This window comes from Streptomyces sp. NPDC093261, assembly GCF_044753645.1.
GTDB lineage: Bacteria > Actinomycetota > Actinomycetes > Streptomycetales > Streptomycetaceae > Streptomyces.
In genome coordinates this window covers 15,138-40,449 of sequence record NZ_JBIVNO010000035.1, presented here as the reverse complement: position 1 = coordinate 40,449, position 25,312 = coordinate 15,138, and the positions used below count along the sequence as shown (strand labels likewise).

17 protein-coding genes are annotated in these 25,312 nt (G+C 69.1%); 4 read left to right on the top strand and 13 right to left on the bottom strand.

From position 1 onward, the window contains the following. Nucleotides 1-494 precede the first annotated feature (494 nt). Both ACIP94_RS37440 and ACIP94_RS37435 read right to left on the bottom strand, forming a co-directional pair. The gene (locus ACIP94_RS37440; RefSeq protein WP_402436310.1) at nt 495-1,103 is read right to left on the bottom strand and encodes a hypothetical protein; all 609 of its coding nucleotides are present in this window, start codon (nt 1,101-1,103) and stop codon (nt 495-497) included. 32 nt (nt 1,104-1,135) lie between these two features. Further along, on the bottom strand, nt 1,136-1,672 hold the full coding sequence (locus ACIP94_RS37435; protein ID WP_402436307.1) for a hypothetical protein: 537 nt from the start codon (nt 1,670-1,672) through the stop codon (nt 1,136-1,138). Nucleotides 1,673-1,859: 187 nt separating this feature from the next. On the opposite strand from ACIP94_RS37435, the gene ACIP94_RS37430 reads away from it, so the two are divergent. The 3 genes from ACIP94_RS37430 (at nt 1,860) to ACIP94_RS37420 (ending at nt 3,893) form a co-directional block, all read left to right on the top strand. Beyond that, nucleotides 1,860-2,183 carry a hypothetical protein gene (locus tag ACIP94_RS37430; protein WP_402436304.1) on the top strand — a complete coding sequence of 108 codons (324 nt, stop codon included), beginning with the start codon at nt 1,860-1,862 and terminating at the stop codon, nt 2,181-2,183. Nucleotides 2,184-2,203: 20 nt separating this feature from the next. Beyond that, the gene (locus tag ACIP94_RS37425; protein ID WP_402436301.1) at nt 2,204-3,346 is read left to right on the top strand and encodes a PE-PGRS family protein; all 1,143 of its coding nucleotides are present in this window, start codon (nt 2,204-2,206) and stop codon (nt 3,344-3,346) included. 154 nt (nt 3,347-3,500) lie between these two features. Beyond that, complete coding sequence (locus ACIP94_RS37420) at nt 3,501-3,893, top strand: hypothetical protein (protein ID WP_402436298.1); 393 nt, start codon at nt 3,501-3,503, stop codon at nt 3,891-3,893. Between the two features lie 130 nt (nt 3,894-4,023). Here ACIP94_RS37420 and ACIP94_RS37415 read toward each other — a convergent pair whose 3' ends face one another. The 4 genes from ACIP94_RS37415 to ACIP94_RS37400 form a co-directional block, all read right to left on the bottom strand. Next, nucleotides 4,024-5,004 (bottom strand): alpha/beta fold hydrolase, encoded by a 981-nt coding sequence (locus tag ACIP94_RS37415; protein WP_402436295.1) that lies wholly within the window; start codon nt 5,002-5,004, stop codon nt 4,024-4,026. Between the two features lie 166 nt (nt 5,005-5,170). Further along, entirely contained in the window at nt 5,171-5,827 is a 657-nt protein-coding gene (locus tag ACIP94_RS37410) for a hypothetical protein (protein WP_402436292.1), read from the bottom strand. Between the two features lie 376 nt (nt 5,828-6,203). Next, complete coding sequence (locus ACIP94_RS37405) at nt 6,204-6,545, bottom strand: hypothetical protein (RefSeq protein WP_402436289.1); 342 nt, start codon at nt 6,543-6,545, stop codon at nt 6,204-6,206. Between the two features lie 311 nt (nt 6,546-6,856). Then, a complete protein-coding gene (locus ACIP94_RS37400) occupies nt 6,857-7,519 on the bottom strand; it encodes a hypothetical protein (protein WP_402436286.1) in 663 nt (220 codons plus the stop codon). Between the two features lie 109 nt (nt 7,520-7,628). On the opposite strand from ACIP94_RS37400, the gene ACIP94_RS37395 reads away from it, so the two are divergent. After that, on the top strand, nt 7,629-8,057 hold the full coding sequence (locus ACIP94_RS37395) for a hypothetical protein (protein WP_402436283.1): 429 nt from the start codon (nt 7,629-7,631) through the stop codon (nt 8,055-8,057). Nucleotides 8,058-8,233: 176 nt separating this feature from the next. Here the strand turns inward: ACIP94_RS37395 and ACIP94_RS37390 are convergent, their stop codons facing one another. From ACIP94_RS37390 to eccCa, 7 genes are all read right to left on the bottom strand, one after another. After that, nucleotides 8,234-9,562, bottom strand: coding sequence for an SUKH-4 family immunity protein (locus ACIP94_RS37390; protein ID WP_402436280.1), 1,329 nt, complete (start codon nt 9,560-9,562; stop codon nt 8,234-8,236). An 88-nt stretch (nt 9,563-9,650) separates the two neighbouring features. Beyond that, nucleotides 9,651-11,627 carry an ATP-binding protein gene (locus ACIP94_RS37385; RefSeq protein ID WP_402436277.1) on the bottom strand — a complete coding sequence of 659 codons (1,977 nt, stop codon included), beginning with the start codon at nt 11,625-11,627 and terminating at the stop codon, nt 9,651-9,653. A 192-nt stretch (nt 11,628-11,819) separates the two neighbouring features. Beyond that, nucleotides 11,820-12,140 (bottom strand): hypothetical protein, encoded by a 321-nt coding sequence (locus tag ACIP94_RS37380; RefSeq protein WP_402436274.1) that lies wholly within the window; start codon nt 12,138-12,140, stop codon nt 11,820-11,822. A gap of 256 nt (nt 12,141-12,396) precedes the next feature. Next, nucleotides 12,397-14,595, bottom strand: coding sequence for an SUKH-4 family immunity protein (locus ACIP94_RS37375; RefSeq protein ID WP_402436271.1), 2,199 nt, complete (start codon nt 14,593-14,595; stop codon nt 12,397-12,399). A 7-nt stretch (nt 14,596-14,602) separates the two neighbouring features. Continuing rightward, nucleotides 14,603-20,287, bottom strand: coding sequence for a toxin glutamine deamidase domain-containing protein (locus ACIP94_RS37370; RefSeq protein WP_402436268.1), 5,685 nt, complete (start codon nt 20,285-20,287; stop codon nt 14,603-14,605). Nucleotides 20,288-20,525: 238 nt separating this feature from the next. Next, nucleotides 20,526-20,924, bottom strand: a complete 399-nt coding sequence (locus tag ACIP94_RS37365; RefSeq protein ID WP_402436265.1) for a hypothetical protein — start codon at nt 20,922-20,924, stop codon at nt 20,526-20,528. 172 nt (nt 20,925-21,096) lie between these two features. Further along, on the bottom strand, nt 21,097-25,041 hold the full coding sequence (gene eccCa / locus ACIP94_RS37360; RefSeq protein WP_402436262.1) for a type VII secretion protein EccCa: 3,945 nt from the start codon (nt 25,039-25,041) through the stop codon (nt 21,097-21,099). Between the last annotated feature and the right edge of the window lie 271 nt (nt 25,042-25,312).

Below are 25,312 nucleotides of genomic sequence, written 5' to 3'. Positions count from 1 at the left end.
TCCGAGTAGTCCTTCATCGCCATCGGCGGTGTTCTCGCTTCCTCCGGATCAAGCAGATCCAGTATCAGCGTGTCCACCACTCAGGGGGAGGTCCCCACCGTTCGACGATGGAGTCGGATCCAGGAGGCATCCACGACTGCGCTCTGCCCGCCCGCTGCGCCATAGTCGTTGACGTCGGGATTACGCGATCTACGTTGAAGCAGCAGGCACTCGTTCGTGACGTTGCGGCCAGAGCGGGCGAGTGTGGCGGGTATCTGATCGACGAAGATCAACTCGACCGGGCTTTCCCCTTCCACCGCTCGCTAGCGCTGACGTTCTGAGAGCTGCTGACGGCGCTAGGATGTCCATAATCGATTGGTCTCGGCTGGTCATGCAGGGAACCGCAGGTGCTGTTACTTGAGGCCGCCAACCTTGAACAAGGTCGACGGGAAACGAGCTGGCGAGCACGGCGGCCCCGGCGTCCCTCGTTTCCCGAGGGCGCGCTGGGGTGTCCGTCATGTGAAGACCACCACCAGCATGCTGACGGCGAAGCCGATCACGCCTACCGCGCCGAGTACGTAGACGGTGCGGAGCAGGCCCTGGCTCGCTGTCTGCCCGGCGCGGTGGACGTCGGAGGGGCCGCCGAAGGCGAAGCCGGTGGCGGTGAAGAAGAGGCCGAGGGCGAGGGGGATCAGGGCGGCGAACCACCACGCGCAGCCTTCGGCGATGGCGCCGACCCAGCCGTGGTCCGGTTCGTAGGAGGTGTCACCGGTCTTGCGGGCCTCGATGACGTGGCCGCGCTGGTACAGGGCATCACTCTTGAGGTCGGCGTTGAGGTCCTTGACGGTGCCGTCCTCGGAGGTGAAGGTGCCGTAGCACCATCTGGTCTTGATGCGCTTCCGGGAACTGCTCGTTGTGCCCCGGTACTTGTAGTCGACGCTGCAGGTCTGGACGGTGAGCTTGCCCGGTGTGGATGTGGCGTAGGTGTAGGGGCCGAGGTAGGCGCCGAGGGCCAGGAGGACGAGGCCTACGAGGCACAGGCCTGCGCCGATGAGGCGGCCGGGGCCCGTCCGCTCTCCGGGGGCGGCGGCGTTCGTCGCGACGTTCCCGTGTGCGTGCGTCATGGGGGTGACTCCTCAGAGTGCGGATGCGGGCATCACAGGGCGAGGGAACAGACGAGCGCTGCCAGCACGCCCACGGCGAAAATGCCGCCCAGGAGGGGGCCGGTGACGGTCGGGGCCGGCAGGCGCTGCCAGGAGGCCGCGAAACCGGGGCCGTTGCGGGTGCCGAAACCGGTGAAAAGGCAGTAGATGCCGAATGCCACCAGGGAGAGGCAGAGCGCGAGAATGGCGGCATCCTTCCCGGGGGCCCGGTCCTGCGGCTGCTCGAAGGTGTGGTCCGCCTGTACGACGGGGATTTCGGCCCCGGTTTCGAAACGCGATGAAGTCGCCACCGTCACGCCTTGGTAGGTGGCCCCACCGTGTTGCGCGGTCCAGGTTCCGGTGCAGCTGAACTTGAGTTCCGTGGTACGCCGGTGCGTGCCGTAATGGGTCTTCGTGTGCGTTTCGCATGAAGAAACAGTGAGGGTACCGTCGGTGCCCTCGTCGGCGAGTTCGCTGCGCAGTTCCGGAATGGTCGCGGCGGCGACGACCGCGGCCACGACAAGCAGCCCCAAACCGAGGAGCCTTCCCACCCACAGGCTCCCCGTGCTGCCGTAACGCGGCTGTACTGTCACCACTGTTGGTGCCCCCCTGAGTGACTTGACGATCTCTTGACCAGCGGGCTGGCTGGGTCGTGCGCGAGGAGTCTAAGGTATCGCTCTGTCGTTCAATATGACCTGCCAGCAGGCCTGCAGCAGGGGAGTACGGGGGAGATCGAGAGTGTCCGACGGCTTTAGCGTGGAGACGGCTGTACTCCGTCAGCAGGGGCTGAACTTCGTCGATCTCGGGGGTGATTTCGTGAATGCCTCCAAGCGGCTTCATGACACCCTCGAAGGGCTTGGAGAGCCATGGGCGGATGCGGATTTCGGGGAAGCCTTCGGGCAGATCTACACGCCGATTCGCGACGGAATCCTCACATCGGTGGGCAGCCTTGCGAAACGGGTCCAGCAGATCGGGAACAACCTGCAGGACATGGCGCGTAGCTACGACGGATCGGACGCATCGAACAGCGGCCTGATGAACGGGATGTCCGGCCGACTCTAATCAAATACGGGGCTATTGGCATGTCGCTCACACTGCCCGGCGAGCTTGTCTGGGTACTCGATCTCCTCGGCTACTCCTGGCCGGAGGTCGATGAAGAAGCACTGCACCAGGTCGCCGAGACCTGGCGGAGTTTCGGCGCGGAACTCGAAGAGATCCAGGCTCAGGGCGAAGGCTTCGCCCGCACCGTCGTCTCCAGCAACGTCGGCGAGGCCGTCGACGGCTTCAGCAAGGCCTGGGGCGCCTACACCGGCGCGAACGGCGAGGACAGGTACCTCCCGGACGCGACGACCGCGTGCGAGGTGATCGCTCTCGCCTTCGACGGGGCCGCGGTGGCGGTCCTGACGGCGAAGCTGGCCGTGATCGCGCAACTCGTCGCCTTGGCCGTGGAGATCATCGCGGCACAGGCGTCGGCTCCCTTCACCTTCGGACTGTCCGAGATCGGCGCGCTGGGCGCGACACAGGCCGCGCGGGTGATCGTCCGGGAGCTGCTGGAGAAACTCAAGAGGGAAGTCATGGAGGCGATCACCAAGGCCATGGAACACGCTTCCATGGACGCCCTCAAGAAGATCGCCAAGGAGCAGCTCGAGAAGATCACCAAGGAGAAGGTCAAGCAGTACGCCAGGGAGCAGATCAAGGAGCAGGCCAGGCAGTTCGTCCAGGAGAAGGTGGCTGACGCCGCCAAGGACAAGGCCAAAGAGGCCGCCATCGGAATGGCGCAGAACATCGGTCAGCAGAGCATCGAGACCTACTTCGACGCACGGTCCGGCATCGACCTCGGAGAGACGGCGGACGTGGCGAGGACGGCGGCCGGCGAGTACGTGGACGGCCTCAAGAACGAGGTCACCGGGGGCGAGGGATCGACCTTCGCCGACTACACGGACCTGAACTCGCATATGGACAACGCCGTGGACACCGCGACGGAGAAGGTCACCGGGGCGGTCGGGGGCCGCGTACAGCACGGTGTCGACACGCTGGCCGGACACGGTACCCGTACCACGCAGGCGTCCGATGCGGCTGAGGCCGACGCATCCCCGGAGGACTCCGGCTCCTCGGGGTCCACACAGGTGTCCAATCGAACCGCGGCCACCGCCTCCGCCGCACGCTCCGGGTCCTCCCGTGCCACGGGGAGCACGCACGCGTGGGCTCGAAGCGAGTTCGGATGACGCCGCCGCTGCTTCTCACCGCCTACACCTGCTTCACCGCCTTGGGCTCCTGCGCCGCCTTGGGCTCCTGCGCCGCCTTGGGCTCCTGCGCCGCCTTCGGCCCCTTCAGATTTGTTGCTGCCTTCGCCTCCGACAGGAAAGGACGTGCCGGCTTGTGAGCGCTGGCCGCGAGATCCAGGGCGGGGAACTCATGAGGATCGCTCAGGACCAAGAGCAGGCCCTGCGGCTGCACCGCTCCCTGCGCACCATCCGCGACACCGCATCGCTCGACCCGGACCTGCGCGACATGGCGCATGCGGTGCTGAGTGGGCGTGTCGACGTCAAGGACGCCTTCCAGGACCCGCGTTACACAGAGGCCGTCTACCAGCGCATCCATGAGATCCGCCGGGCGGCCGACGACCAGACGTACGCGGAAGGCCGGCAGACCAGGGCCCGGTTCGCGGACTGGGACGCGCGACGGCAGGCGGACCTGGACCGCGAACGCGCCGAGCGGGACGCGCCGGTGCACGGCTCTGGCCGGGGAGGGCAGCCGGCTGCTCGGCGCTGAGGCTCGGGGGTGACTGCGTGTTGCCTGCGTGCCGTCGGGGCGTCAGCGGTGAGGATGACTGCGGCGGGCTCTTGGGCGGCCCCGGCCTCGAAGGCGTGTTCGGCGGCCCTGGGCGGCGCGCGCGAGTGCGTCAGGTGGGCAGGGCGGCGAGCCAGCCGGTCAGGAGCCGGTTGACCTCGGCGGGGCGTTCTTGCTGGATCCAGTGGCCGCAGCCGTCGAGGAGGTGGGAGGAGACCAAGCCCGGCAGCGTGACCGGATACGCCTTGATCGCGTCGGCCAGCCAGGTCGTGGAAGCGTCCAGGCCGCCTCCGATGAACAGGGACGGCTGGGTGATGGGGGCACCGTCGGTCGCGGCGAGGTCCTCCCAGTCGCGGTCCATGTTCCGGTAGCGGTTGAGCGCGCCGGTCACGCCGGTCCGCTCGAACTCTCCGGCGTAGACGTCGAGGTCCCTCTCGCTGAGCCAGGCGGGCAGCCGGCCGATGGGCAACCGGTCACGCAGCCTCCCGCCCCTGCTGACGAAGTGCGGATCCGGAGCGCCGGGTGCGGGCATGGTGTCGGCGGACAAGGCCGCGTAGAAACCCGCGAGCCAGCCGCGTACATCGGGCTCGATCTCGGCCTCGGCGCGGCCCGGCTCCTGGAAGTAGGAGACGTAGAACTCCTCGTCTCCGGCCATCCGAGCGAAGACGTCGCTGGGGCGGGGCCCGCCGCGCGGGGTGTAGGGAACGCTCAGCAGTCCCACTGCTCGGAAGACCTCGGGCCTGAGGAGGGCGGAGTTCGCGGCGATGGGCGCGCCCCAGTCGTGGCCGACGACCACCGCCGACTCCTCGCCCAGGGCGTGCACCACCGAGACGTTGTCCTCCACCAGGTTGAGCATCCGGTACGCATCGATCGCGGCCGGTTTGGAGGAGCGGCCGTAGCCGCGGACGTCGATGGCGACCGCGCGGTATCCCGCCGCCGCGAGTACCGGCAGCTGGTGGCGCCAGGAGTACCAGGATTCCGGGAAGCCGTGTACGAGCAGCACCAGCGGCCCGGTTCCCTGTTCCACAAGGTGAATCCGGCCTCCCGGCGAGGAGACCAGCCGGTGGGTGATCACCACGGCGCGCTGCGACATCTGACTCTCCTCCAGGAACGTCGGTCCGCTGGGCGCCGGGACGGCTCTCTTCCGCCGTTCCGTCGCCCCACGCCGATCATGCGGAAGACCCCGCCGAGGGGACGAGCTCGTTTGCCGATTCGGCAAGTCCGGCCCTCGGCGGTGGCACCGACACGGTCACGGTTCGTCAGCGGGACGATCCGCGCGTACGCTCCCGGTGCCCCTTGCGATCCGGAACGCCCATATAGCCGGTCTCCCTCTCGGTCTCACCGAGCCACAGCTGGGGGACCTGCTGCTGGATCGCCCTGGCCACTGCCGCCTGGGAAAACTCGGAGACTGGCAGGCGATAGCGCAGCCGCGGAAGGGTGGCGTGCGGCGGTTCATCGTCGCGGACCAGGGGCCACAGGACCGGGTCGTCGCGGTCGATGGGAGCGTTGGGGCACAGCTCGATGGAGTACATCTTCACGCCGCGCTTGCCGGCCTTGCTCCAGTGCAACCCGACTCCGGCGAGGCTCTGCCAGGGGATGACGTTCCGCGCCTTGCCGTTGCTGAACCACAGCCCTGTGTGGTCGACGCTCACGCTGGAATGCCGAGCCGACCAGGCGGTGATCAGTCTGGTGACGCCGATGGAGCCCATGAACAGTCCGAGGACGATTCCCCCGAACCCCTTGGGGTTCGGTCCGCCATCCCCGAGCCCGGCGGCCACCACTATGCCGCCGAACAGAACGAGGGCACTGATCGCGGTGAGCACGATGCCGGGGGGAATCATCCGCCGCGAGGTTCGCCGACCGGTGGGCACGACAGTGGCGGTGGGGGAGGGGGAGAGCTCGCCGGAGAACGACATGAGGTGAAGTCTAGAGAAGCTGTCCGCGCCCCAGCGGGCCGGGCGCTGATCGCCAAGCTCGCGGCCGTGACGACAACGCATGGCGGTGAGGCGGCGAACAGTCCGGACACGACGGACGGGCAACTGCCGTCTTCCGGGGGCCACCACGGACTGGGTGCGGGCGCGGTTCCGGGCTCAGGGGAAGACCGCGCCGAAGGGACTACCGCTCGCGGTCGGCAGCTGCCGAAAGGGTGGTGCCTGGAACGGCGCCGGTGAACTCTGCCTGCCTCCGAGCCTCCGTCAACCGGGGAGCCTTCACCGACTCGATTCAGCTGTCGCGAGAACAGGCCGCCGCCCGCTCTGCGAACGGCGGCCGGAAGACGCGACGAGCCGAAGCTCAGACCTTGGTGAAGGACAACGTGTAGTTGAACTTCCGGCCATTGCGGTACTGAATGCCGTAGTCGTACTCGGATGGGCAGTGCATGCCCTTGCCGGGGAGCATCTCTCCCAACTTGTACTCCGCCTCGGGCGACCCACAGTCGACGACCGTCGGAAGCGGCTCGCCCTGGGGGTCCTTGACCTTGACACTGTCGCCGATGGCGGGGCCATGGGCTTTGGCGTACGCGGACGCCGAGGCCTCCGCCTTCGCCTTGCCACCGGTGGGGCTGGTGTTGTAGTCCCAGACGTAATAGGCCAGACCGCCGAAGATCGCTACTACGATGGCGACGGACTTCACCACCCGCAACGGACCTCCCGGCCGCGGGCGCTGAGGGCCTCGCCGAGGCTGCGGCGGAGGTTGCTGCGGGTCTCCATAAGGTGGTTGGGGCTGGCCGTAAGGCGGTTGGGGCTCCGTGAACGGCTGTTGGGGCCGTCCGTACGGCTGTTGAGGCGGCCCGTACGGCGGTTGGTTCGGGTGGTGCGGTGGAGGCGTCGACATGCCTGGAAAAGCCCGTAGTTGACTGCGGCGTCGGCTGAACGAACAGTGATCAACGAGAAGTCGACCGACGCAGGCTATCCCCTCGAAGTCGGCCGGCTCGCCACCGGGGCAGGTCAGACGAAGTAGCTGACCAGGAACGACGCCCCGGCGCCGACCAGCCCCACACCGATCATCCCGATCATGATCGGGCGCGTCACTCCCCGCCCCGCCGCACTCCATGCCGCGTCGTACGAGATGCGACTCTCGCCGAACGGCGCGTAACCGGTGGCGAGGCAGAACACGCCGAGGCCCGTGAGGACCCAGCCGCCGAAGAAGGCACTGAAGAAACGCCAGGCGCGGTCCATACCGCTCTGGACGTAGTCGCCGTCCGCGGCGGAGTCCGTCGTGGAGACGTCCGTCTGCTGCACCGACAGTTCGGTGCCCGGCGCATACCGCTGCCTGACCTGCACCGCGGCGCCCGCGTCCTTGCTCTTGCCGTCGTCGGACACGAAGCTGCCCTCACAGCGGATGGGGTGGCGGTTCTTGCGGTGGCTGCGGGAGGCGTTGTTCGGGTAGCTCACCTCGCACTGCTTCACGGTCAGGGTGCCGTGCGTGCCCACCCAACCCGCCAAGTACGCCCCCTCGTAGGCGCCCCATCCGCTCAGGGCGAGACCCGCGAGGAGGAAGACCACACCGCCCGCGCGCCCGAGGCGGCCGAAGGCCCTGCCGACGAGACCGGCGGGGGAACGGTCGATTCCGGCGCCTTTGCCTTTTCCTGTGCCCTGTGTCTGAGCCATGACGATGAGGTCCTTCTCCTCTTCGGCCGGTGGGGGGTCAGCATGGCATTGGTACGTGGCGGGAGATACTTCGGGTGTCCGAGAGACGAGGGCATTGAGGAGAGGCGACATGACCAGGCGACCGGAGAACTCACCCACCCCGCACGGCCCTTCGCAGGACCGCGGTGTGCTGGACGAGGCGCTCGAACCGGAGCAGATACGTTCTCTGAACTCGGCTCTGAGCTCGCTGTCCCAGAACAGTGACGTGAACAAGGACCTTCAGGACGCGGCGAAAAGAATGCTCTCCGGCCGGCTCGCCCTGCGTGACGTCCTGGACGATCCGGCGATGGCGCGCGCCCTGGGCGAGGGCATGTCGTCCCTGCGCGGCCAGTGGGAGTCGCTCTCCGAGGAGGAGCGCGAGCAGATCAGGCACCGGGAGGCGCTGACGAGCGGTGACTCCTCCTCGGGGCCCTCCGAGCCGCGGAGGGCGGAGGGGCAGTCCTCGCAGTCCGGGAAGAAGAACCAGGGGCGCCACAGTGGCGGATTCTCGCTCTACTGAGGCCTGAGGCCTGAGGCCTGAGGCCGAGGACTGGGGACTGAGGCCCGAGGCCTGGGGCTTGAGGCCTGGGGCTGAGGGCTGGTGCCTGAGGACGAGGTACAGGGCTACGGGGTTACGGAGGGCGTCTGCCCGTGCGTAGCTCCCGTGATCTCCACCGCCACCATGGTGCGGCGCGCTCAGAACAACCCGTGCCACATCTGCTCGACGATCAGCGACCACCACGTGTCCGGGTTCCCCAGCGAAGAGGGATCGATGGCGGCGAGCTCCTCCTGCAAGGCCGCCACCGCCGCCCCCGCCGAGGCCGGGTCCAGGCCCTGCATCCGCTGCCGCGTGGTGGAGAGCAGCGCCAGACAGCGGGCGAAGGCGGCGGCCGAGACGTTGATGTAGCGGGCGTCGGCGGTGACCGGTTCCACCGCCCACACCGCGCCGAGACCGTCCGGTTCCGTCGTACCGGGCAGGCACTGCACCGCGACCACCGCGACCCCGTCGAACCCGATCCGCACCAGGTGGGCCAGGGCGCCGATCTTCTCCTCGCCGGCCGGGCTGCGGCGCTCGCGCAGGTTGGTGGCGACATCGGTGAACAGGCCGCCGGCCGGCGGGGCGTCGGATCGGTCGGCGGTGAAGAAGAGGGGAAGGTCGGCGGGGAGCCCCGCCCGGGTGAGCGTCGACTTCGTGGTCTCGGGCAGCGGGCTGCCGGCGATGGCGTCGGCGTCGTGGCGACGTACGCCCTCCTGGCCGAAGACCTCCACGAGATGGCGGCCGAGGGCCACATCACGCATCGGCTCCACGAGCCTGACCTGCGCGGGCACGGGGAGGCGGTGGGGGCGGGGCGGCGGCTGCCGGCCCGCCATGCGGTGCATGATGTCGACCTGCTCGACCAGGGCGGCGATGCCCTCGGCGCGGTCCTCGGGACGGGTGCCGTAGTTCTGAGAGCAGGAGAGCGAGGCATTGCGGAACCGGTTGAGGAGCTCGGCGGTGTAGCCGCCGGGGAGCAGGGCCGGACGCAGGTCGGTGTGGATCGCGAGGACACTGCTCTCGGGGATGTTCATGCGCCGCAGTTCGGCCCACGCCTGGTACTCCGCGGGGGGCAGGCCCGGTCCCGAGGTGCGGTAGAGGGTGGTCTCCTCGCCGTTGGCCGGGTCGGTGTAGGTGAAGACGGCGGTGTTGCCGGGCCCGGTGACCGGACGGACACCCACTGTCGGCGCCCCGTCCTGCGTGCCGCCGCCGTGCTTCTGCTGGTACATCCGTACAACCTCCTCGACCGGCACCGACGGCCAGACCGTCAGCTCACCGGTACGGCGATCTACGACCCCGCGCGCGTCACCGACCTCGGCGGGCGGTCGGCGCTCCCCGGTCACCGGGTCGTGCTCGGGGGCTGCGGGTGCGGCCCACACCACCCAGCCCAGGTCGAACTCCCGCATCCTGACCTCGCGGCGCGGCGCGGCCGAGCCTTCCGGGTTGAGCCAACGGTCGGCGATGGCGAGCGCCTGCTCCTGGCTGGTCACGGGGAAGCTCCTTCAAGGTCCGTCGAGTTCGCGGTCTATCGGGGGTGGAGGGAGAAACGAGGAGGTGGAGGGGGACGTCTGCGTGTGCCTACGAGGCTATCGCCGAGGCCGCCGGGCGGATGTGGAGGGCCTTGGCCCCGCGCTCGGTGGCGACGAGGAGGACGCCGTCGGGGGACAGGTCGGCGGCGGTGAAGGGTGTGTCGGAGATCAGCGCGGCGACGACCTCCCCACTCGCCCGGTCCCAGACGCGCAGATAGTCGGCGCCCCGGCTGAGCCCCAGCGGGGCGACGGCCCGCTCGTCCTCCGACGGGCGCAGGATCCGCCCGGGATCGATGTCGCCGAGGGGGTGAGGCTGGACGAGGTCGTGAACGAGTACCGCGCAACGGCGCGTCGTCTCGTCCGCCTCGCGGGTCTCGCCACTCTCGTCCGCCGCCGCGTTCACTTCGGCCTCGCCCGTCGCTCCCACCGGACGCGCGCCAGGGGTGTCCGCGGGTACGACGAGGACGGCGACGGGCGTGGCGGGTCCTTCGGCGCGGGGGATGCTGCCGACGGTCACGGCGCTGACGCCGGCGACGGGCAGGCTCCACAGCGTCCGCCAGGGCAGCTCGAAGCCGAGCCGGTGCACGGCGTCGGCGTACTCGGGCAGGCCGTCCTCGACGAACGCGGTCTCCAGCAGGGCGGCGCGCAGTGCCGCGGGCACCTGGGTGCGCGTCAGCAGGGGGGCCGTACGCAGGTAGGTACAGGCCGGGGCGCCGAGCGCCCGCACCGGTACGGCTTCGATGGCGGCACGCAGCGGTACCGGGTCGGCATGTACGAACAGCCCCGGGTCCGTGAGGAGTTGGGGCAGCAGGCCTGCCTCCAGGGTGTGGCCGGCGATGTGGTCGCGTATGTAGGGGTCGGCCTTGCTCCAGTCCTGCTCCGGCACGGCCTCCAGCAGGGCCATCGCGATCCGTGTCTGAGTGGCACGGACGTTCGGCAGACCGGCGCGGATCTCGTCGCCGAGGGCGGGGTGCAGCAGCCGGAGCAGCGTACGCCCGCCGTCCTGCTGCCCCTCGGGCTGGACGAAGGGCCCGGCGAGCAGCATCCCACCCGCGATGGCCTGGCTCATGTCCTGTTCCGCGACCGCGCTCGCCAGCCGTGCCCACAGATGGACGGGCATGCCGTCGGCCTCGGCCAGGGCGAGCGGTGCCAGCATCAGCCGTAGCGTCTGCGGATCGGCGCCGAGCCGTGCGGCATGCAGATCGAGGGCCTCGCCGACGGAGGTCGGCAGCCATCTCTCGTCGGCAGGATCGAAGCCGTCGGGCGCCGTCAGGAGTCCCTGAACGGCGAGTTGAACGACCAGCGGACTCCCCGCCCGGCGACCGATGGCTGCGGCCAGGGCGAGACGGGCGGCGGGATCGACCGTGAACGGCAGCTCGGGCGCACCGAACTCCGGATTCAGCGCGGCCTGGGCGTGCAGCACCAGGCCATCCGGGTCGGCCCACTCCGGCTCGTCGAGATCGATGATCTGTACGGTGCCGGGCGCGAGACCCGCGGCCAGCTCGACGGCTGGTGGGCGCGGCACCTCGGCCAGGAGCCGTACGGTCCCGGTGGCGGCGAGGGGGGCGAGCACCTCCCGCACCAGCCGCGCGGGCTCACCCGCGGCCCGCACCGGACCGGCCCGGTCGACATCCGGCACGACGACGGTCACCGCCTCGTCGAGTGCCGCCAGCTCGGCGAACACGCCCTGTGTGCTCGTGGCGTCCAGCTCGTAGTGGTCGGCGAGCAGCCACAGCACCTGCGCGCCGGTCAGCCCGTCAGGGGCCGGCACCGCCGGCGGCGGCAGTTCCGGCGGCACGGTCGACGGATCCATCGCGTCCAACGGCAGTTGCTTGCGGAACTCCGGCTCGCACAGCATCAGGAACCCGGTGAGCAGCCGCGAACGCCCGCTGCCGGAGCTGCCGGTGACCAGGACCACGCGCGGCGCGCCGGGCCTGGCCCCGCGCCACGCGGCGAGCACGCGCAAGGCGGCGGTTCGGCCGCCTATGTGGGGGTGCGGTGCGTAGTTCTCGGTCGCGCCGGTCATGGTTCCCCGTCCTCCGCCTTCGCGGTCGCATGTGCGTACGACGTCGATCTGACGTCGATCTTAGGTGCCGGTCGCAGGAGGTCGAGGTCTGCGGCCTGGCACGGGGCACACCTTGCGTACGGCTGCAACCAGCGATGTCGAGGACGTTTGCCGACCACCCTGGTCGCCGGTTGATGTACGGGCCCGTGTGCGCTACGAGTTCGGCCGTTGCGCCTGGCGCTGACGGCGGTACAGGGCGATGGCGGCCTCGGTCGGGTAGTTGGGGACGGTCACGGTCTCACCGGTGTCCTTGGCAACCACGATCTTGCTGCCACCCGGCGACGAGGGCTGCGGCCGGCCTTCGGCGTCGGTGGTGGGCGGGAAGGTCGCGTACACCAGATAGCCGATGTCGAACTCGTGGACGTTCAGGGCAGCCGGGGTGCCGTCGGGCAGCTTCGGCTGGGCGTAGCGGCTGCGGACGATGGCCAGGGCTTCCTCGGGGGTGGCCGGGGGAGCCGGGTGGTCCGGGGTCATGGAGCTGGTCTCCTCGTCGTGGTGGTCTTATCGGGGCGTGCGGCGGAAGCCTTGTCGGGCGCGACGGCCGATCTCCGCCGCAGCCCTCCCGGCGAAGACAGCCTGCTGAGGAACCACTCCCGCAGGACCTGCCGTAGTCCCGTCGATCCTCCCTGCCCGGATGGAAAGCTTGCGGGGCTCGGCTCGCTCAGCGTCAGGATGACGGCTTGTCGAACCGGTCTCCGAGACCTTGACCTCCTCCGGTTCGGGCGATCGGTCATTCGTTGTACAGCGCGTACTTCCAGGCGCCGGCACCGGCGCCTTCGTCGTCGATCTCCCAGAGGGCATCGTCGATGTGCTGGCGCAGCAGGTGGGCCTCGTCCTGGTTGTCCAAGTTCTCCACGATGCGGAGACCGGTGATCCAGTGAACAAGCATTCTCAGGAAGCGGTCCAGGTCGTCAGCCAGAAGAGCGCCGTCGAGGCCGCCTTCATCAGCAGCATGGGGGACGCGCAGTACGTGCCCGCTGGGACCGTCGATGACCACGGCACCGCCCATCCACTGACCGATGCGGAAGAAAGGCCCGGTCTCCTCGGACGGCTCCACATCGCTGGGCCATGGCAACTCCTCCAGGAACCGCGCATCGCCTGACTGAAGTTCGATCCCTTGCTCTCTCATGGCGGGGATACCGATGTCCGCAAGAACTTGGCGTGCGGTTTCATCTGTGAGACCGGGCGGAACGCGCTCAACCCGGGTACGCAGAACCGGGGCGTGCGGAACCAGTTCGCCGAGATCGGAAGCAGTCGTCTCGGGCGCGTGCTTCGGCTTGGCGGGACCGGCCGCGGTGCGGGTGCCGAGCAGTGGCTTGTCTCCCAGTGGCGTGATCTCCGCAGGGGTTCCCGCACTGGTCGATATCACCGCACATACACCGCCCACTCCGGCGAGTACCGTGGTGTCGCCGAAATCGAGGGCGACGGGCAGGAAATCGTCATCCTCGCCTGGTCCTTCAGCGGTTCGTTCCTGGGCGCGGAGTTCGCGGAGACTTCTGGGGCCATGGTCCTGGGTTTGGGTATGATCCGCATCCCAGGCCAGATCGTCCGACTGCCCGATGGGAAATTCTTCGCTGCTCCACGGGCCTGCCACTGGTTCGGACGTCGAGACGTCCCAGACATGGACGGTGTTGTCGACTGAGCAGCCTGCCACAGCAGGCCGCCCCCGCCATCGTACGGAAAAAAGCTCGTAAACCGGGCCGGGCCGGAGATAGCGGGGATCATATCCGCCTGGTGGGCGCCAGTGTGTCCATAGCGCCTTCCAGGGGAGGCGTACTCCCGAGTTCTCGATGCCCCCGCACAGCGCGGCGTCATCCCTCGCTTTTGCCATGAGGTGAAGCCATGCAGCCCATTGCGCCTGGGAAGAAGGAGCCACACCGTACATCCGTAGGAAGACCGCATCGGCAGCAGCGTTCGACCCGAAGAGTGAACCGTCGTAGGCGCAGTGTGCCGCGTCCAGAAGCGCGGTTTGTGGCAGGTTGGCCAGTACTCTGCCGTCATCGAGCAACTCTTCGAACTCGCCCGCCTGTACTGCGTGCATGGCCAGCCCCTGCGCGGCGTACCGGCCGACGCCGCCGGACGCGGCCCAACCCTCGGGATGGCGGAATTGAGGGTGGGTTTCACGGAGGTACCGCGCCATGTGACGGTGGACCCGGGTGCTCAGTGTTTCAGGCGTGCGGCGGCGCAAAGCCTCGGGCACGGACTCATCAATGAAGAAGACGACTTGGTCGCTGACGAGGGTGACCAGGTCTGAAAAGTGTTCAGCAAGCCGGCGCAAGGAATCCTCATCGGAGTCCGGGATCCCAGCCGCCCGAGCCAGCTGACTCCATACCGGCAGGGGCACTCGTCTGGGTTCGGACAGGGCGAGTGCCTGGAGGTGTGGGGAGCTCATCGCTGTTGCGATCTGTGACTCGAACCGCTCGCTCCGGTCGCCGGCCGCCGAATCGCCCAGTTCGAGTGTGACAACCCCCCGTAGCTGCTCCGTCGGCCCCTGCCCGCGAGGACCGACGTCGACGATCACTCCGGCTCCCCGAAGGGCCAGCCGTCCCGCGGCGGAGTTCAGAACCGCGCTCGGCTGGGCGGATCGCCGGGTGGAACCCGCTCGCCACGCGTTGGTGACCAGGACGAGTTTGTCCTTGGCGAGCCGCCTCGCGGCGCGGTGCCATCTGTGGGGTGTCAGCTCGGAGTCCGGTACCCCGATGGAGGTGAGCATGCGCCGGAAGACGTCATCCGCGTCCGCACCCGTCGCATCGATGATGGCGCTCTCAGGGATCTGCTCGTGCACTTCCTCGAGCAGCGAAGCACTGCCGAACTCGCTGACGACGCGGACCTGGGACCCCCCGGGACGTCCTTCACGCCACCAATCCACCAGCAGTGCGGCCAGCCGAGCTGCTGAGAGGTGTTCGGACTCGGAGAAAGGGTCGGACATGCAGCTCCTAGTGAGGCGGGACGATGTGCAGCATAGTCTCGGCCCAGACCTCGCCGAGCACGGACAGATGATCGTCCATCTCTTCGGTCATGGCGCTCTCCCGGTCTGTGGCGATCTTGCCCACCTTGCGCGATATCTGCGAGTTGTGGAGGCCGAGTTTCTTAAGTCTTCTCTCTATTTCCTCCTTGGGTAGACCGTCCTCCATCTTGGCGAGCGCTTCGTTTTGCAGATCTTTCAGCCGTTCCCGGTCCGCTTGCCGCAGCTCCAAACCTTCGGGGTCGGTGCGGTAGGTGGTGCTGTAGTGGACAGGAACCTTTCCGTCCCTCATGTCCGGGTGAGTGCGTAGCCGCGTCGAACAGTCGGCATGCCCTTCTCCCACACCACATGGTTCACGTTCCGTATAAAGGCCCGCAAGGGTATACTTCTTACCTTCCGGAGCGGAGTTGGTGCGGTCGAACCAGTCGAGGAGATGCTTCTCCGAGTGACGCGGAGAGACTCCCGACTCATCCGCGGGAACGGATGAGTCGACGACATAGCTGCTGTTTCCCTTGGAGTCCACGACTTCAATGACGGCGTAGTTCTTGCCGGAGAAATCCGGCTTGTGTCCAGCGGCATCAATGATCGCGTTGATCTGTTGAATGGTGGGCCGCCTGGGCTTCCCGGTGAGTCGCTCGTGCAGCTCTTTGAGATTGTCCTTTGTCTCCTGGTCGGAACGGTACTGACTCGGGAACCTGTTGTTTGCCCTGTCACGCGCCTCCGCGCTCACCGCGCGTTCGGAGTCCGTGGCGCGGTCGGGATCTCCGTCCCCACGCGGCTCGGCGTCCATGTACGGGCGGCCATCCCGGTCATGTTCGGGGTTGTGACCGACTCCCTGGCTTTCGTGGTACGCGAGACTGAGCCTGGCCAGAGAAGCGATCACCGCATATCTCTGACCGTCATTCAACCGACGGAACTCGTCGCCGAGCGAGTCCTCCAGGAACTTTCTGGAGAAGGCGGTTGGCGGCAGATCCGTCTCGCCGGCCTCGCGGGCCTGCTTGACGGCATCCATCCTGTCGGCTGCTTCTCTGAGCACTGACGCCAGACGTCCGTCGCGTGCCCACCCTCTCAGGCACTCGTGGACGGGCTCGAGGCTGATTCGGTGGACGGGAAGACCCCGCAAGTCGGGGTTTTCGTAGTCGCGCACGGCTTGCTGCGCGTCATCCGGTGACAGGTCAAGTTGCTCGGCGTCGGGTCGCTCCGGCAGCGGAAGGGACGCGTTTCGCTCGGCCCGGGGCGGGTCGGCGTCGTGAGGCGCCGGCCCGTGTCCGGCGGGGTTCTCGGGCGCTCGGTGGCTTCGGTTGTCGGGGACGGCCGCCACATGGCGATCGAGGGACGTGGTGTCGGGCCGGCGGTCCGGCTGTTCGTCTGTCTGTGGTCTCCGTTGGGAGGGGTCTTGCTGGAGTGGATCGGTTGAGCGCGGGTCGGAGGTGTGCTGCTGATGCGACGTCCCGGCTGTGTGTGGCCCTGGGGTGGCGGTTCGCTGGTCGGCGGTCAGGTCACCTGGTGCGGCGTGCGTGGGCGCAGGGACCGTGTGGTCCGTGGCATTGCGGGCGTCGGTGTTGCCGGCGCGGTCGGTCCGTGAAGGGGGCTGGTGTTCAGGGGGTGGATCGCCGGCTTGGGCGTGGGTGTGGGTGTGGGTCTCGTCGGTTTGGGTGCCGGCGTGCGACGGCTGTACGGCGTCGTGTGCAGGCGGGGTGAGCCTGTCGCTTTCCGTCCGGTTCTTGCTCTCGTCGGTGGTGCGCGGGGACCCGGAGGCGCTCTCCTGCGTGGCGTCGGACGGATGGCGTGGTGATGGGCCGTCGGTCTTCGGTGTGTCCGCGTGGGTGGGGCCAGGCTCGGCGTGGGACGGGCTTTCCCTGTTGTGGTTGTCGGACTCGGTGAGGGGTGAGTTGTGCGGGCTGGTGGCTTCCGGACTGGGGGTCTGCTCGTCGGGGGCCTTTTTCGAGGGCTCGTCTGACGAGTTGTCCGGTCTGGGGGGCTTGTCCTCGTGGGCAGAGTTGTCGGACTCTTGGGCGGAGTTGTCGGACTCCTGATGGGAGCTGTCGGACTCCTGGTGGGGGGTGCCTGTTCCCTCTTCGGGGTTGTCCGATTCGTGGTGGGAGGTGCCGGTTTCCGGAGCGGCGGGGTGGATAGGGTTGCGGTTGGCGTCCAGGGGGATGTGCCAGACGTGTTCCGCGTTGGGGATGTGGAGGGGCTGGTGGCTGACCTCTCCGCTCTGGGTGTCGATCCAGATGATGTTGCCGTGGTGGTTGACGGCGTTGAAGGCGTGGCCGCCTCCGCCCGGCCAGTCGACCTGGACGATGGCCGCGGCGCCGTGGCCGGCTTGCTGGAGGTCTGACGCGATGCGGTTGGGGGTTTCGGGGTCGGCGCCGCTGCCGGCGTAGGTGTGCGCGGCGCCTGACCACCGGATCTGGTTCGCGTTCGCGTTGTGCTCGGGGGACCAGGGATCGAGGTTGCCGTGTTGGTCGACGTCGAGGGTGCGGGGGGCCGAGACCTGGGGATTGCCGTACCAGGTCTCCAGGAAAGAGCGGGAGCAGTCGGCGCAGTTGTTGCTGCGGCCGGGGACCTGGTTGCCGCCGTCGTTCTGGAGCTGGGACCAGTGGCCGAAGGGGTCCGGGAAACGCTGCGGGGTGCCGTCGGGGTCGTGCGGCACCGCGTTGACCAGCGCCTGCTGGTCGTGGGGGTGTGGTTCGGTCAGGCCGCCCGGATAGTGGTCCAGGTCGTTGCGGATCTCGTTCAGGCTGTCCTGGTGCGGGTGCTGCTGAGGGGACGTGCCCGGTTCGGCGTGCGGCGCGCCCGGTGGTTGCGGTGTGGCGTGGCCCGCGTGCGGTGGTGCGGAGGGGGCCGCGGCGAGGGCGACTGTGTGGATCGGAACGGGCGTCACATGGTCGTGCTGTCGGTCGTGGGGCTTGTCCGTCCCGGCTTCGGATGTCTGTGACGGGTGGTGTGGCGCGGCCGGCTGCTGCGGGGTGCCGGGTGCCGTGCCTGCGGACTGGTTCGGCCTGTTGGGGGTGGGGCGGGGGCCCGGCTGGTTCTGATTGCCCGGCGTGGCGGATGCACGGGGGGTCTGGGTGGGGCCGGGCTGCGTTGCGGAGTTCGGGGTCTGGGAGTTGCTGTTCGGGTTCGAGGTTCGTTCCGAACCGGTGCCGGTGCCGGTGCCGGTGCCGGTGCCGGTGCCGGTGCCAGTGCTGGTTGAGGTGGGGGGCGGGGTGGACGGACTTGGGCTCTGGGTCGTCGTTCGGTTCGGGGGCGGCGTCGAGTTGGGGTTCGAGGGTCGACTCGTGGGCGGATTCGAGGTCGCGTCCGCGTCCGCGTTCGGGTTTTGGCCTCGGGTGGGTGTGCGGGCGTCGGTCGCGTCCGTGGTGTTCCGGGGTGCGGTGTGGTCGCCTGGCCTGGCGCCGGCGGCGTTGCCGGGCGCGGACCGGTCTTCCGGGGTGCTGCGGGGGGTCGTCCGGTCGTCTGTGCGGGGGGTCGTCCGGTCGTCCGTCCTGGGTGTGGCGCGGTCCTCCGGCCGGGGCGTCGTACGGTCCTCCGGAAGACCGCGGGGCGTCGTACGGTCCTCCGGAAGACTGCGAGGCGTCGTGCGTCCGTTCGGCGTTTCCCGCGGCGTGGTCCGGCTCTCCGGGGCCGTGCCGCGGGTGCGCTGCGTCGGGATGCGGCCGTCTGCCGTACCGGGCGTGCGGCCCTCTGCTGCACGGGGCGTGCGTCCGTCGCTCGTGCCGGTTGCCCGTCCGTCCCCTGCGCCGGATAGCCGGCCGTCCCCTGCGCCGGTTGCCCGTCCGTCCCCTGCGCCGGATACCCGGCCGTCACCAGCGCCGGGTATCCGGCCGGTACCAGCGCCGGGTATCCGGCCGGTACCCGCGTTGGATATCCGGCCGTCACCCGTGCCGGGTATGCGGCTCTCCGGCATCGCGGTTCGCGGCGTCCGAGGTGCCGTCTGCGATGTGGGGCTCGGCGTGGACGCGGGGCCCGTTCCCGTTGCGGACGGGGTGGTGGGGGAAGGGCTCCTCGTCGGGCCGGGGGTCGTGGTGGGGCTGGTCGGGCCTGCCATGGAGGACGTGGTGCCGGGTGTGCTTGCCGTCGGGCGCGCGCCCGCGCCGCCGGCCGTGGTGGGCGGCGGCGCGGGGGACGTCGGCATGGCCGGGCCGCCCTCCGTGCGGCCGCCTGTCCCGCTGGGGGAGTGGTCGGTGGCCGTCGGCGTGGGGGAGGCGTGGGACTGGGTGGGGACGCCGGCGGCCAGGCTGTCGATCGACGTGCCGATGCCGCCACTTCTGCCACCGCCCGACGAGGGCGCCGTACTGTCGGACGACGCATGGCCGGATGCCACGTGCGGGGTCGGCGAGGAGAGGCCGGACACGGAGGAGTGGCCCGCGCCGGTGGGGCCGGATGTGCTCGGAGCACTGGACGAGACGTCGGTGTTCGGGGCGCTGTGCGAGGTCCCGCTGGAGGTGGGGTCGTCGAAGTCCGCCAGCGATGGAGGTTGCCGCAGGTCCGACGTGTCGGAGGGGGAAGGATGCTCCGACCCGGAAACCGGGTCGGAGCCGGAAACGGGGCCGGAGCCGGAATCGGAACCCGAGTCCGAGCCGGGGCCCACGCCCACGTCCGGCGTGTGCAGGCCGGCACCACCCGTGTCGACGGATATACCGCCGCCTATGTTCCTCCCCGTACCCGAATCCGTACCCGAATCCCTGCCCGTTCCCGTGCCCGAATCCGAGTCCGTGCGGTCCGAGTGCCCGCTCGTGTCCGAGCGGGGCGACGACGAGGAGTCGGACGAAGACCCCGAGTCCGTATTCGTGTTCGAGTCCGACGATGACCTCGACGAAGAGCCGGAGTCCCCTTCGCCGCCGCCTTCCCCGTGTCCGCCGTCCCCGCCCTCGCCGTGCTCCTCGCCCGACCCGTGATGGCCGTCGATGCGGCTGTCGATGGCGTGGTGGAAGCGGTGGCCGGCCTTCTGGCCCAGGCTGTCGCGCACACCCTCGGCCAGGGTCTGGGGGGTCTGCTTGATGGCCTGCCAGCCGGCGTCCTTGCCGGCCTTCACGGTCTGGCCGAGGTCGTAGCCCTGCTGGGCGCCGAAGCCGACGTTCACCGTCTGCCGGATGAGGTCGGTGATGATCGCCTCGATCGCCGAGATGGCGGGTTCCTTCATCGCCTCGACGATCGATTCCATGAGCGCCTCTTTGAGCTCGTCGAGGAGGCGGCGCACGATGAGCCGAGTGACCTGGGTGGCGCCCAGTGCGCCGGCCTCGGACAGGCCGAAGGTGAAGGGCGCGGCGGCCTGGGCGGCGGCGATCTCGAAGGCCAGGGCGATCAGTTGGGCGATCACCGCCCATTTGGCGAACTCGACGATGTAGGCACAGGCTTCCAGCACATTTGCGATGGTGTAGGCGGCCTGGGCCGCGTTCGCGAGGTAGCCGTCGGAGCCGTTGCCGCCGTCGAACTTGGCGTAGGCCTTGGTGAACGCGTCGATCGACTCGCCGGCGTTGTGAGCCACCACGGTCCGGGCACTGGCGTTCGCCGTGGTGTGCAGGTCGGTGACGTCGTCGCCGAACTTCCGCCACAGGGTGGCGCACTCTCTGAGCTTGTCCTCGTCCGCCGTCGGCCAGCGGTAGCCGAGCATCTCGAGAACCCACTCGAGCTCGTCCGGCAGCATCATCGACACAGCGCACACACCCCCGTCTGCGACCGGCGTCCAACTCCCCCATCCATCAGGGGAAATCGCGCATGGAACAGCCGTACGCACAGCTTACGTACTGGCCCGCAGGCAACTTCAGAGGATTGCTGTCACAAATCTGTTGCAGGCCGGGCTGCCTGACCACGCCGCGCGCGGCCTCTTGACGGCTACCGACCGAGCTGCCTCACGCCCACGGATCAAGCCGTCGTAGACCCACCGATCAGCCCTCCTGCCGACGACGCAGATGGTGCGGTCCCGTCGGCATGTCCACCTGTCCGTCGTACTCGGCCGTGATGCTCCGCCAGGCGGCGTCCTCGTCGCCCTCGTTGCGCTCGTGCCGTACGCCCATCTCGGTGAAGGCCAGCCCCATCCCCGCGAGGCGTTCCGCCAGGCTGCCCATCGACTGGTACATGCCGTCGCGCAGGCCCTCGTAGGCGACGCCGAACTTCTCGCCGATGTCGTCGTCGCCCCACGGCGGGGTGCCGTTGCCGCCCTCGAGTGCGTTCAGCCCCTTCTGCAGGCTTTCCACCGCCTTGCTGAAGTTCTGGCCCACCGTGAACATGTTGTAGCCCTCGGCCTTGAGGACCGAAGGATCGGCGCGCAGCCCGTCGTCGGCCACAAGTGCCCCCCGTGACTCGGCATTTGTTCGACTGTTTGACAGATCACCCTAGCGGGCGAGCCGGGGCGTCACCCCCCTCCGGCCCCTCTTCCCCTCCAACCCCACACTCGCCGGAGGGGCGGCACCACTCGGGTGCCGCCCCTCCGGTCGCCGTGCCGGGCTCGATGGGGGCTCAGAACCGCGCGGGAAGCCACCCGGTCTGAATCAGCTGCCCCCCGCGTCGCCGTGTGTGGAAGTATCCGCGCCCCGGCGGCAGTTGGGATGGGGTGATGTTGCCGAGGAGTGCGCCCTCCGTGCGATCGCCGGAGAGCACGATGCCCTGGGCGCCCAGTTCGCGCAGGCGCTGCATCACCGGCTCGTACAGCGAACGGCTGGCGCCGCCCGAGGAACGCGCGATGATGACACGCAGGCCGATGTCGCGGGCGAAGGGAAGGTACTCGAGCAACGGGGCCAGCGGGTTCATGCCCGTCGCCACCAGGTCGTAGTCGTCGACGATGACGAACGCGTCCGGGCTGCTGTACCAGCTGCGGTTGCGCAGCTGTTCGGGCGTGACGTCCGGGCCCGGCATGCGCCGGCTCATCGAACCGGCCAGGCCCTCCAGGGTCTCCGTCAGGGCGGGCGCCGACGCACAGTAGCGCGACAGGTGCGACTCCGGCACCCCCTCCAGGTGGGCGCGCCGGTAGTCACCCATGACGATCTTCGCCTGCTCCGGGGTGTAGCGCTCGGTGATCTGCTTGATGAGCAGCCGCAGCATCGCGGACTTCCCGGACTCGCTCTCCCCGAACACGATGAAGTGCGGGTCCGTCTCGAAGTCGACGAAGACCGGTGCGAGCGCCGACTCGTCGATGCCGATGGCGACACCGCGCTCCGGGTGCTCGTACCCCTTGGGCAGCCGTTCCGCCGGCAGCAGGGTGGGCAGCAGCCGTACGGACGGAGCATGGCTGCCCGCCCAGTTGTCGTTGACACCGCGCACGAGGATCGTCGTCGCCTCCGACAGGTCCTTCGTCTCGGAGGAGCCGTCGACCCGGGGAAGCGCCGTCATGAAGTGCAGCTTGTCCAGGCTGAGACCGCGGCCCGGCATGGTGCTGGGCACGTTCTGGGCGACCTTGCGATCGATCTCCGACTCGGTCGGGTCACCGAGGCGCAGCTCGATGCGGTTCTGCAGCATGTCCTTGAGCGCGGGCCGCACTTCGGTGTAGCGGCTGGCGGTCAGGATCACATGAACACCGAAGCCGAGACCGCGCGTCGCGATGTCGGTGACGGCGGCCTCCAGCAGCTCGTACTCCATCTTGAAGGTCGCCCAGCCGTCGATGAGGAGGAAGACGTCTCCCCAGGGCTGGTCGGGCAGCAGCCCCGCGGCCCTGCGCTGCCGGTAGGTCTGGATCGAGTCGATGCTGTTCGCGCGGAAGTACTCCTCGCGCGCGTTCAGGATGCCTTCGACCTCGCTGACCGTACGGCGTACCTTCTCCGCGTCGAGCCGGCCCGCGACCCCGCCGACGTGCGCCAGCTCCTCCATCGCGATCAGACCGCCACCGCCGAAGTCCAGGCAGTAGAACTGCACTTCGGAGGGTGTGTGGGTGAGGGCGAACGACGAGACGAGGGTGCGCAGCAGCGTCGACTTGCCGGACTGCGGGCCGCCGATGAACAGACCGTGGCCCGCACCGCCGGAGAAGTCCCGGTACAGCACGTCGCGGCGCTGTTCGAACGGCTTGTCCACCAGACCGACCGGCACATTGAGCCGGCCGAGTGCCGTGTACTCGGGCGCGGTCAGGCCACGCTCCGGGGTGACGGCCAGCTGCGGGAGCAGCTGCTCCAGCGAGGGCGCCTCCTCCAGCGGGGGCAGCCACACCTGGTGGGCGGGCGGTCCCTGGTTGACCATCCGGCCGACGATGACGTCCAGGACGGTGTCGGCGAGCGCGTCGTCCACCCCGCTGTCGGCCTCCGGCTCCTCGACCACCGGCTGCACGGGCAGCGCCACGTGTTCCGCCGTGAACAGCGCGGGCCGCAGCTGGGTGGAGCGGTTCACGCGGGACGGGCCCTCGCCGTGGTACGCCCCCGACACATACGCGGCCTTGAAGCGGACCATGGTGTCGGTGTCGTACCGCAGATAGCCGGATCCGGGGATCGAGGGCAGGTGGTAGGCGTCCGGGACACCGATCGCCGTACGGGACTCGGCGGCGGAGAAGGTGCGCAGACCGATCCGGTACGACAGATAGGTGTCCAGGCCGCGCAGTTTGCCCTCCTCCAGGCGCTGCGAGGCCAGCAGCAGATGGACACCCAGCGAACGGCCGATACGGCCGATCTGGATGAACATGTCGATGAAGTCGGGCTTGGCGGTGAGGAGTTCGGAGAACTCGTCGAGCACGATCACCAGGGAGGCCATCGGCTCGAGGGCGGCGCCCGCCGCCCGGGCCTTCTCGTAGTCGTGCAGATTGGCGTAGTTGCCGGCCGTGCGCAGCAGCTCCTGACGGCGCTGCATCTCACCTGTGATGGCGTCGCGCATACGGTCGACGAGGGTGAGGTCGTCCGCGAGGTTGGTGATGACGGCCGCGGTGTGCGGCATGTCCGCCATGCCCGCGAAGGTCGCACCGCCCTTGAAGTCCGCGAGGATGAAGTTCAGGGTCTCCGAGGAGTGCGTCACCGCGAGACCGAGCACCAGCGTCCGCAGCAGCTCCGACTTGCCGGAACCGGTGGCGCCGACGCACAGGCCGTGCGGGCCCATGCCCTCCTGCGAGGCCTCCTTGAGGTCGAGCATGACCGGCTCGCCGTTCTCGCCGACTCCGATCGGCACCCGCAGCCGTTCGTGCAGCGTGCGCGGGCGCCAGGTGCGCGAGACATCGACGGAACCCGCGTCGCCGATTCCCATGAGGTCGGTGAAGTCCAGGTTGGACAGGAGGGGTTCGCCCTCCTCCGCCGAGCCGACCCGGAAGGGGGCGAGCTGCCGGGCCAGGGACTCGGCCTGCGCGGCGCTCAGCACATCGGCCTTGCCGGTGTACGCGGACTCGTGGCCGACGAACAGCCGCATGCCCTTGGGCCTCGCGTAGACCGTCAGACCGGCGCGCAGCTCCTCCTCCAGCTCTCCCGGGGCGATCTCGAGGAAGGTGACGCCCTGAAGCCCCTCGACACTGGCGAGTTCGGAGTCCGGCGGCACCGTGCCGCCGTCGAGTACCACGACCAGGTGCGGCTGGTCGTAGACCGGGGGCGCGTCCCGGTTCCAGCGGGGCCTGTCCGCGAGCTGGTCCGCCAGCGCCTCCTCCAGCTCACCGAGGTCGTCGAAGAGGAGCCGGGCCGAGCCCGCCCCGTCCTTGGCCTTCGGGTGCTGGCTGTGCGGAAGCCACTTGATCCAGTCCCAGTCCGCCGCCGCGGAGGGGTGCGCCACCACGGCGACCAGCAGGTCCTCCGGCGAGTGCAGCGTCGTCAGCTGCGCCAGGGTCGCACGGGCGTTGCCGTAGACCGTGTCGGTGTCTCCGCACAAGGTCACATGGTAGAAGGCCCGCAGGGAGACGGAGACGGGCAGGTCGGACAGACTGCCGTGCGCGTCGAGGAAGGCCTTCATGGCCGCCGCCGTCAGCGGCTCCAGCTCCTCCTTGGGCGCGGTCTCCGGGGCGACGAGCGGAGTGTTGAGCTGCTGGGTGCCGCGGCCTATCCGTACGGAGGCGAAGTCCCCGTCGGTCGGGCGCCGCTCCCACAGCCGCCTGCCGTCGGCCGCCAGCGCCCACAGCTGGTCCGGTTCGGGATGCTGGAAGAGCTGGCTGCGCCGTTGCAGGTCGGCGGTCTTGTGTACGTCCTTGCGGACCTGCTCGAGATAGCGGAAGTAGTCACGCCGGTCCTGGGCCATGCCGGCGCCGCCGCCCTGACGGGACTTGGCGAACTGGGCGATCGCCATGGCCACGGTCGAGGCCAGCATCAGACCGCCGACCACCCGCATATAGGACGGGAGGCCCGGCATGAAGAAGAAGCCGACGGAACCCAGCATGCCCATCATGGGCAGCAGGGTCATCAGCATGCTCTCTTCGCCCTCTCGCGGAATCTCGGGGGGCGTCTCGAGTCTGATCTCGCCGTCCGGGACGACCGGGGGCGCTGTTCGCGGCGGCCGCTTGATGATGACGACGCTCACCGATGCACTCTTCCTTCGCGATTGACACGTCTTGGTACCGACGCCCCCGTGTACCGCGACCTGTTCTCGTTCGCGTAGGCGTCGTCCGCGCAGGCGTCGATCCTACTGATGCGCGCGGGGCGCCAAGGAGGCAGGACGATGGAGATGCCTGGCGGGTCCTGGGGGAAAAGAGGTAGGCAGGCCCCGTGCCCGAGGCGGCAACGGATAGGGTGGCGCTCCGTGTCGTACGCGCGGCGCGAAGACGTGAAAAAGACGTGAAGAAGCCTTGTCT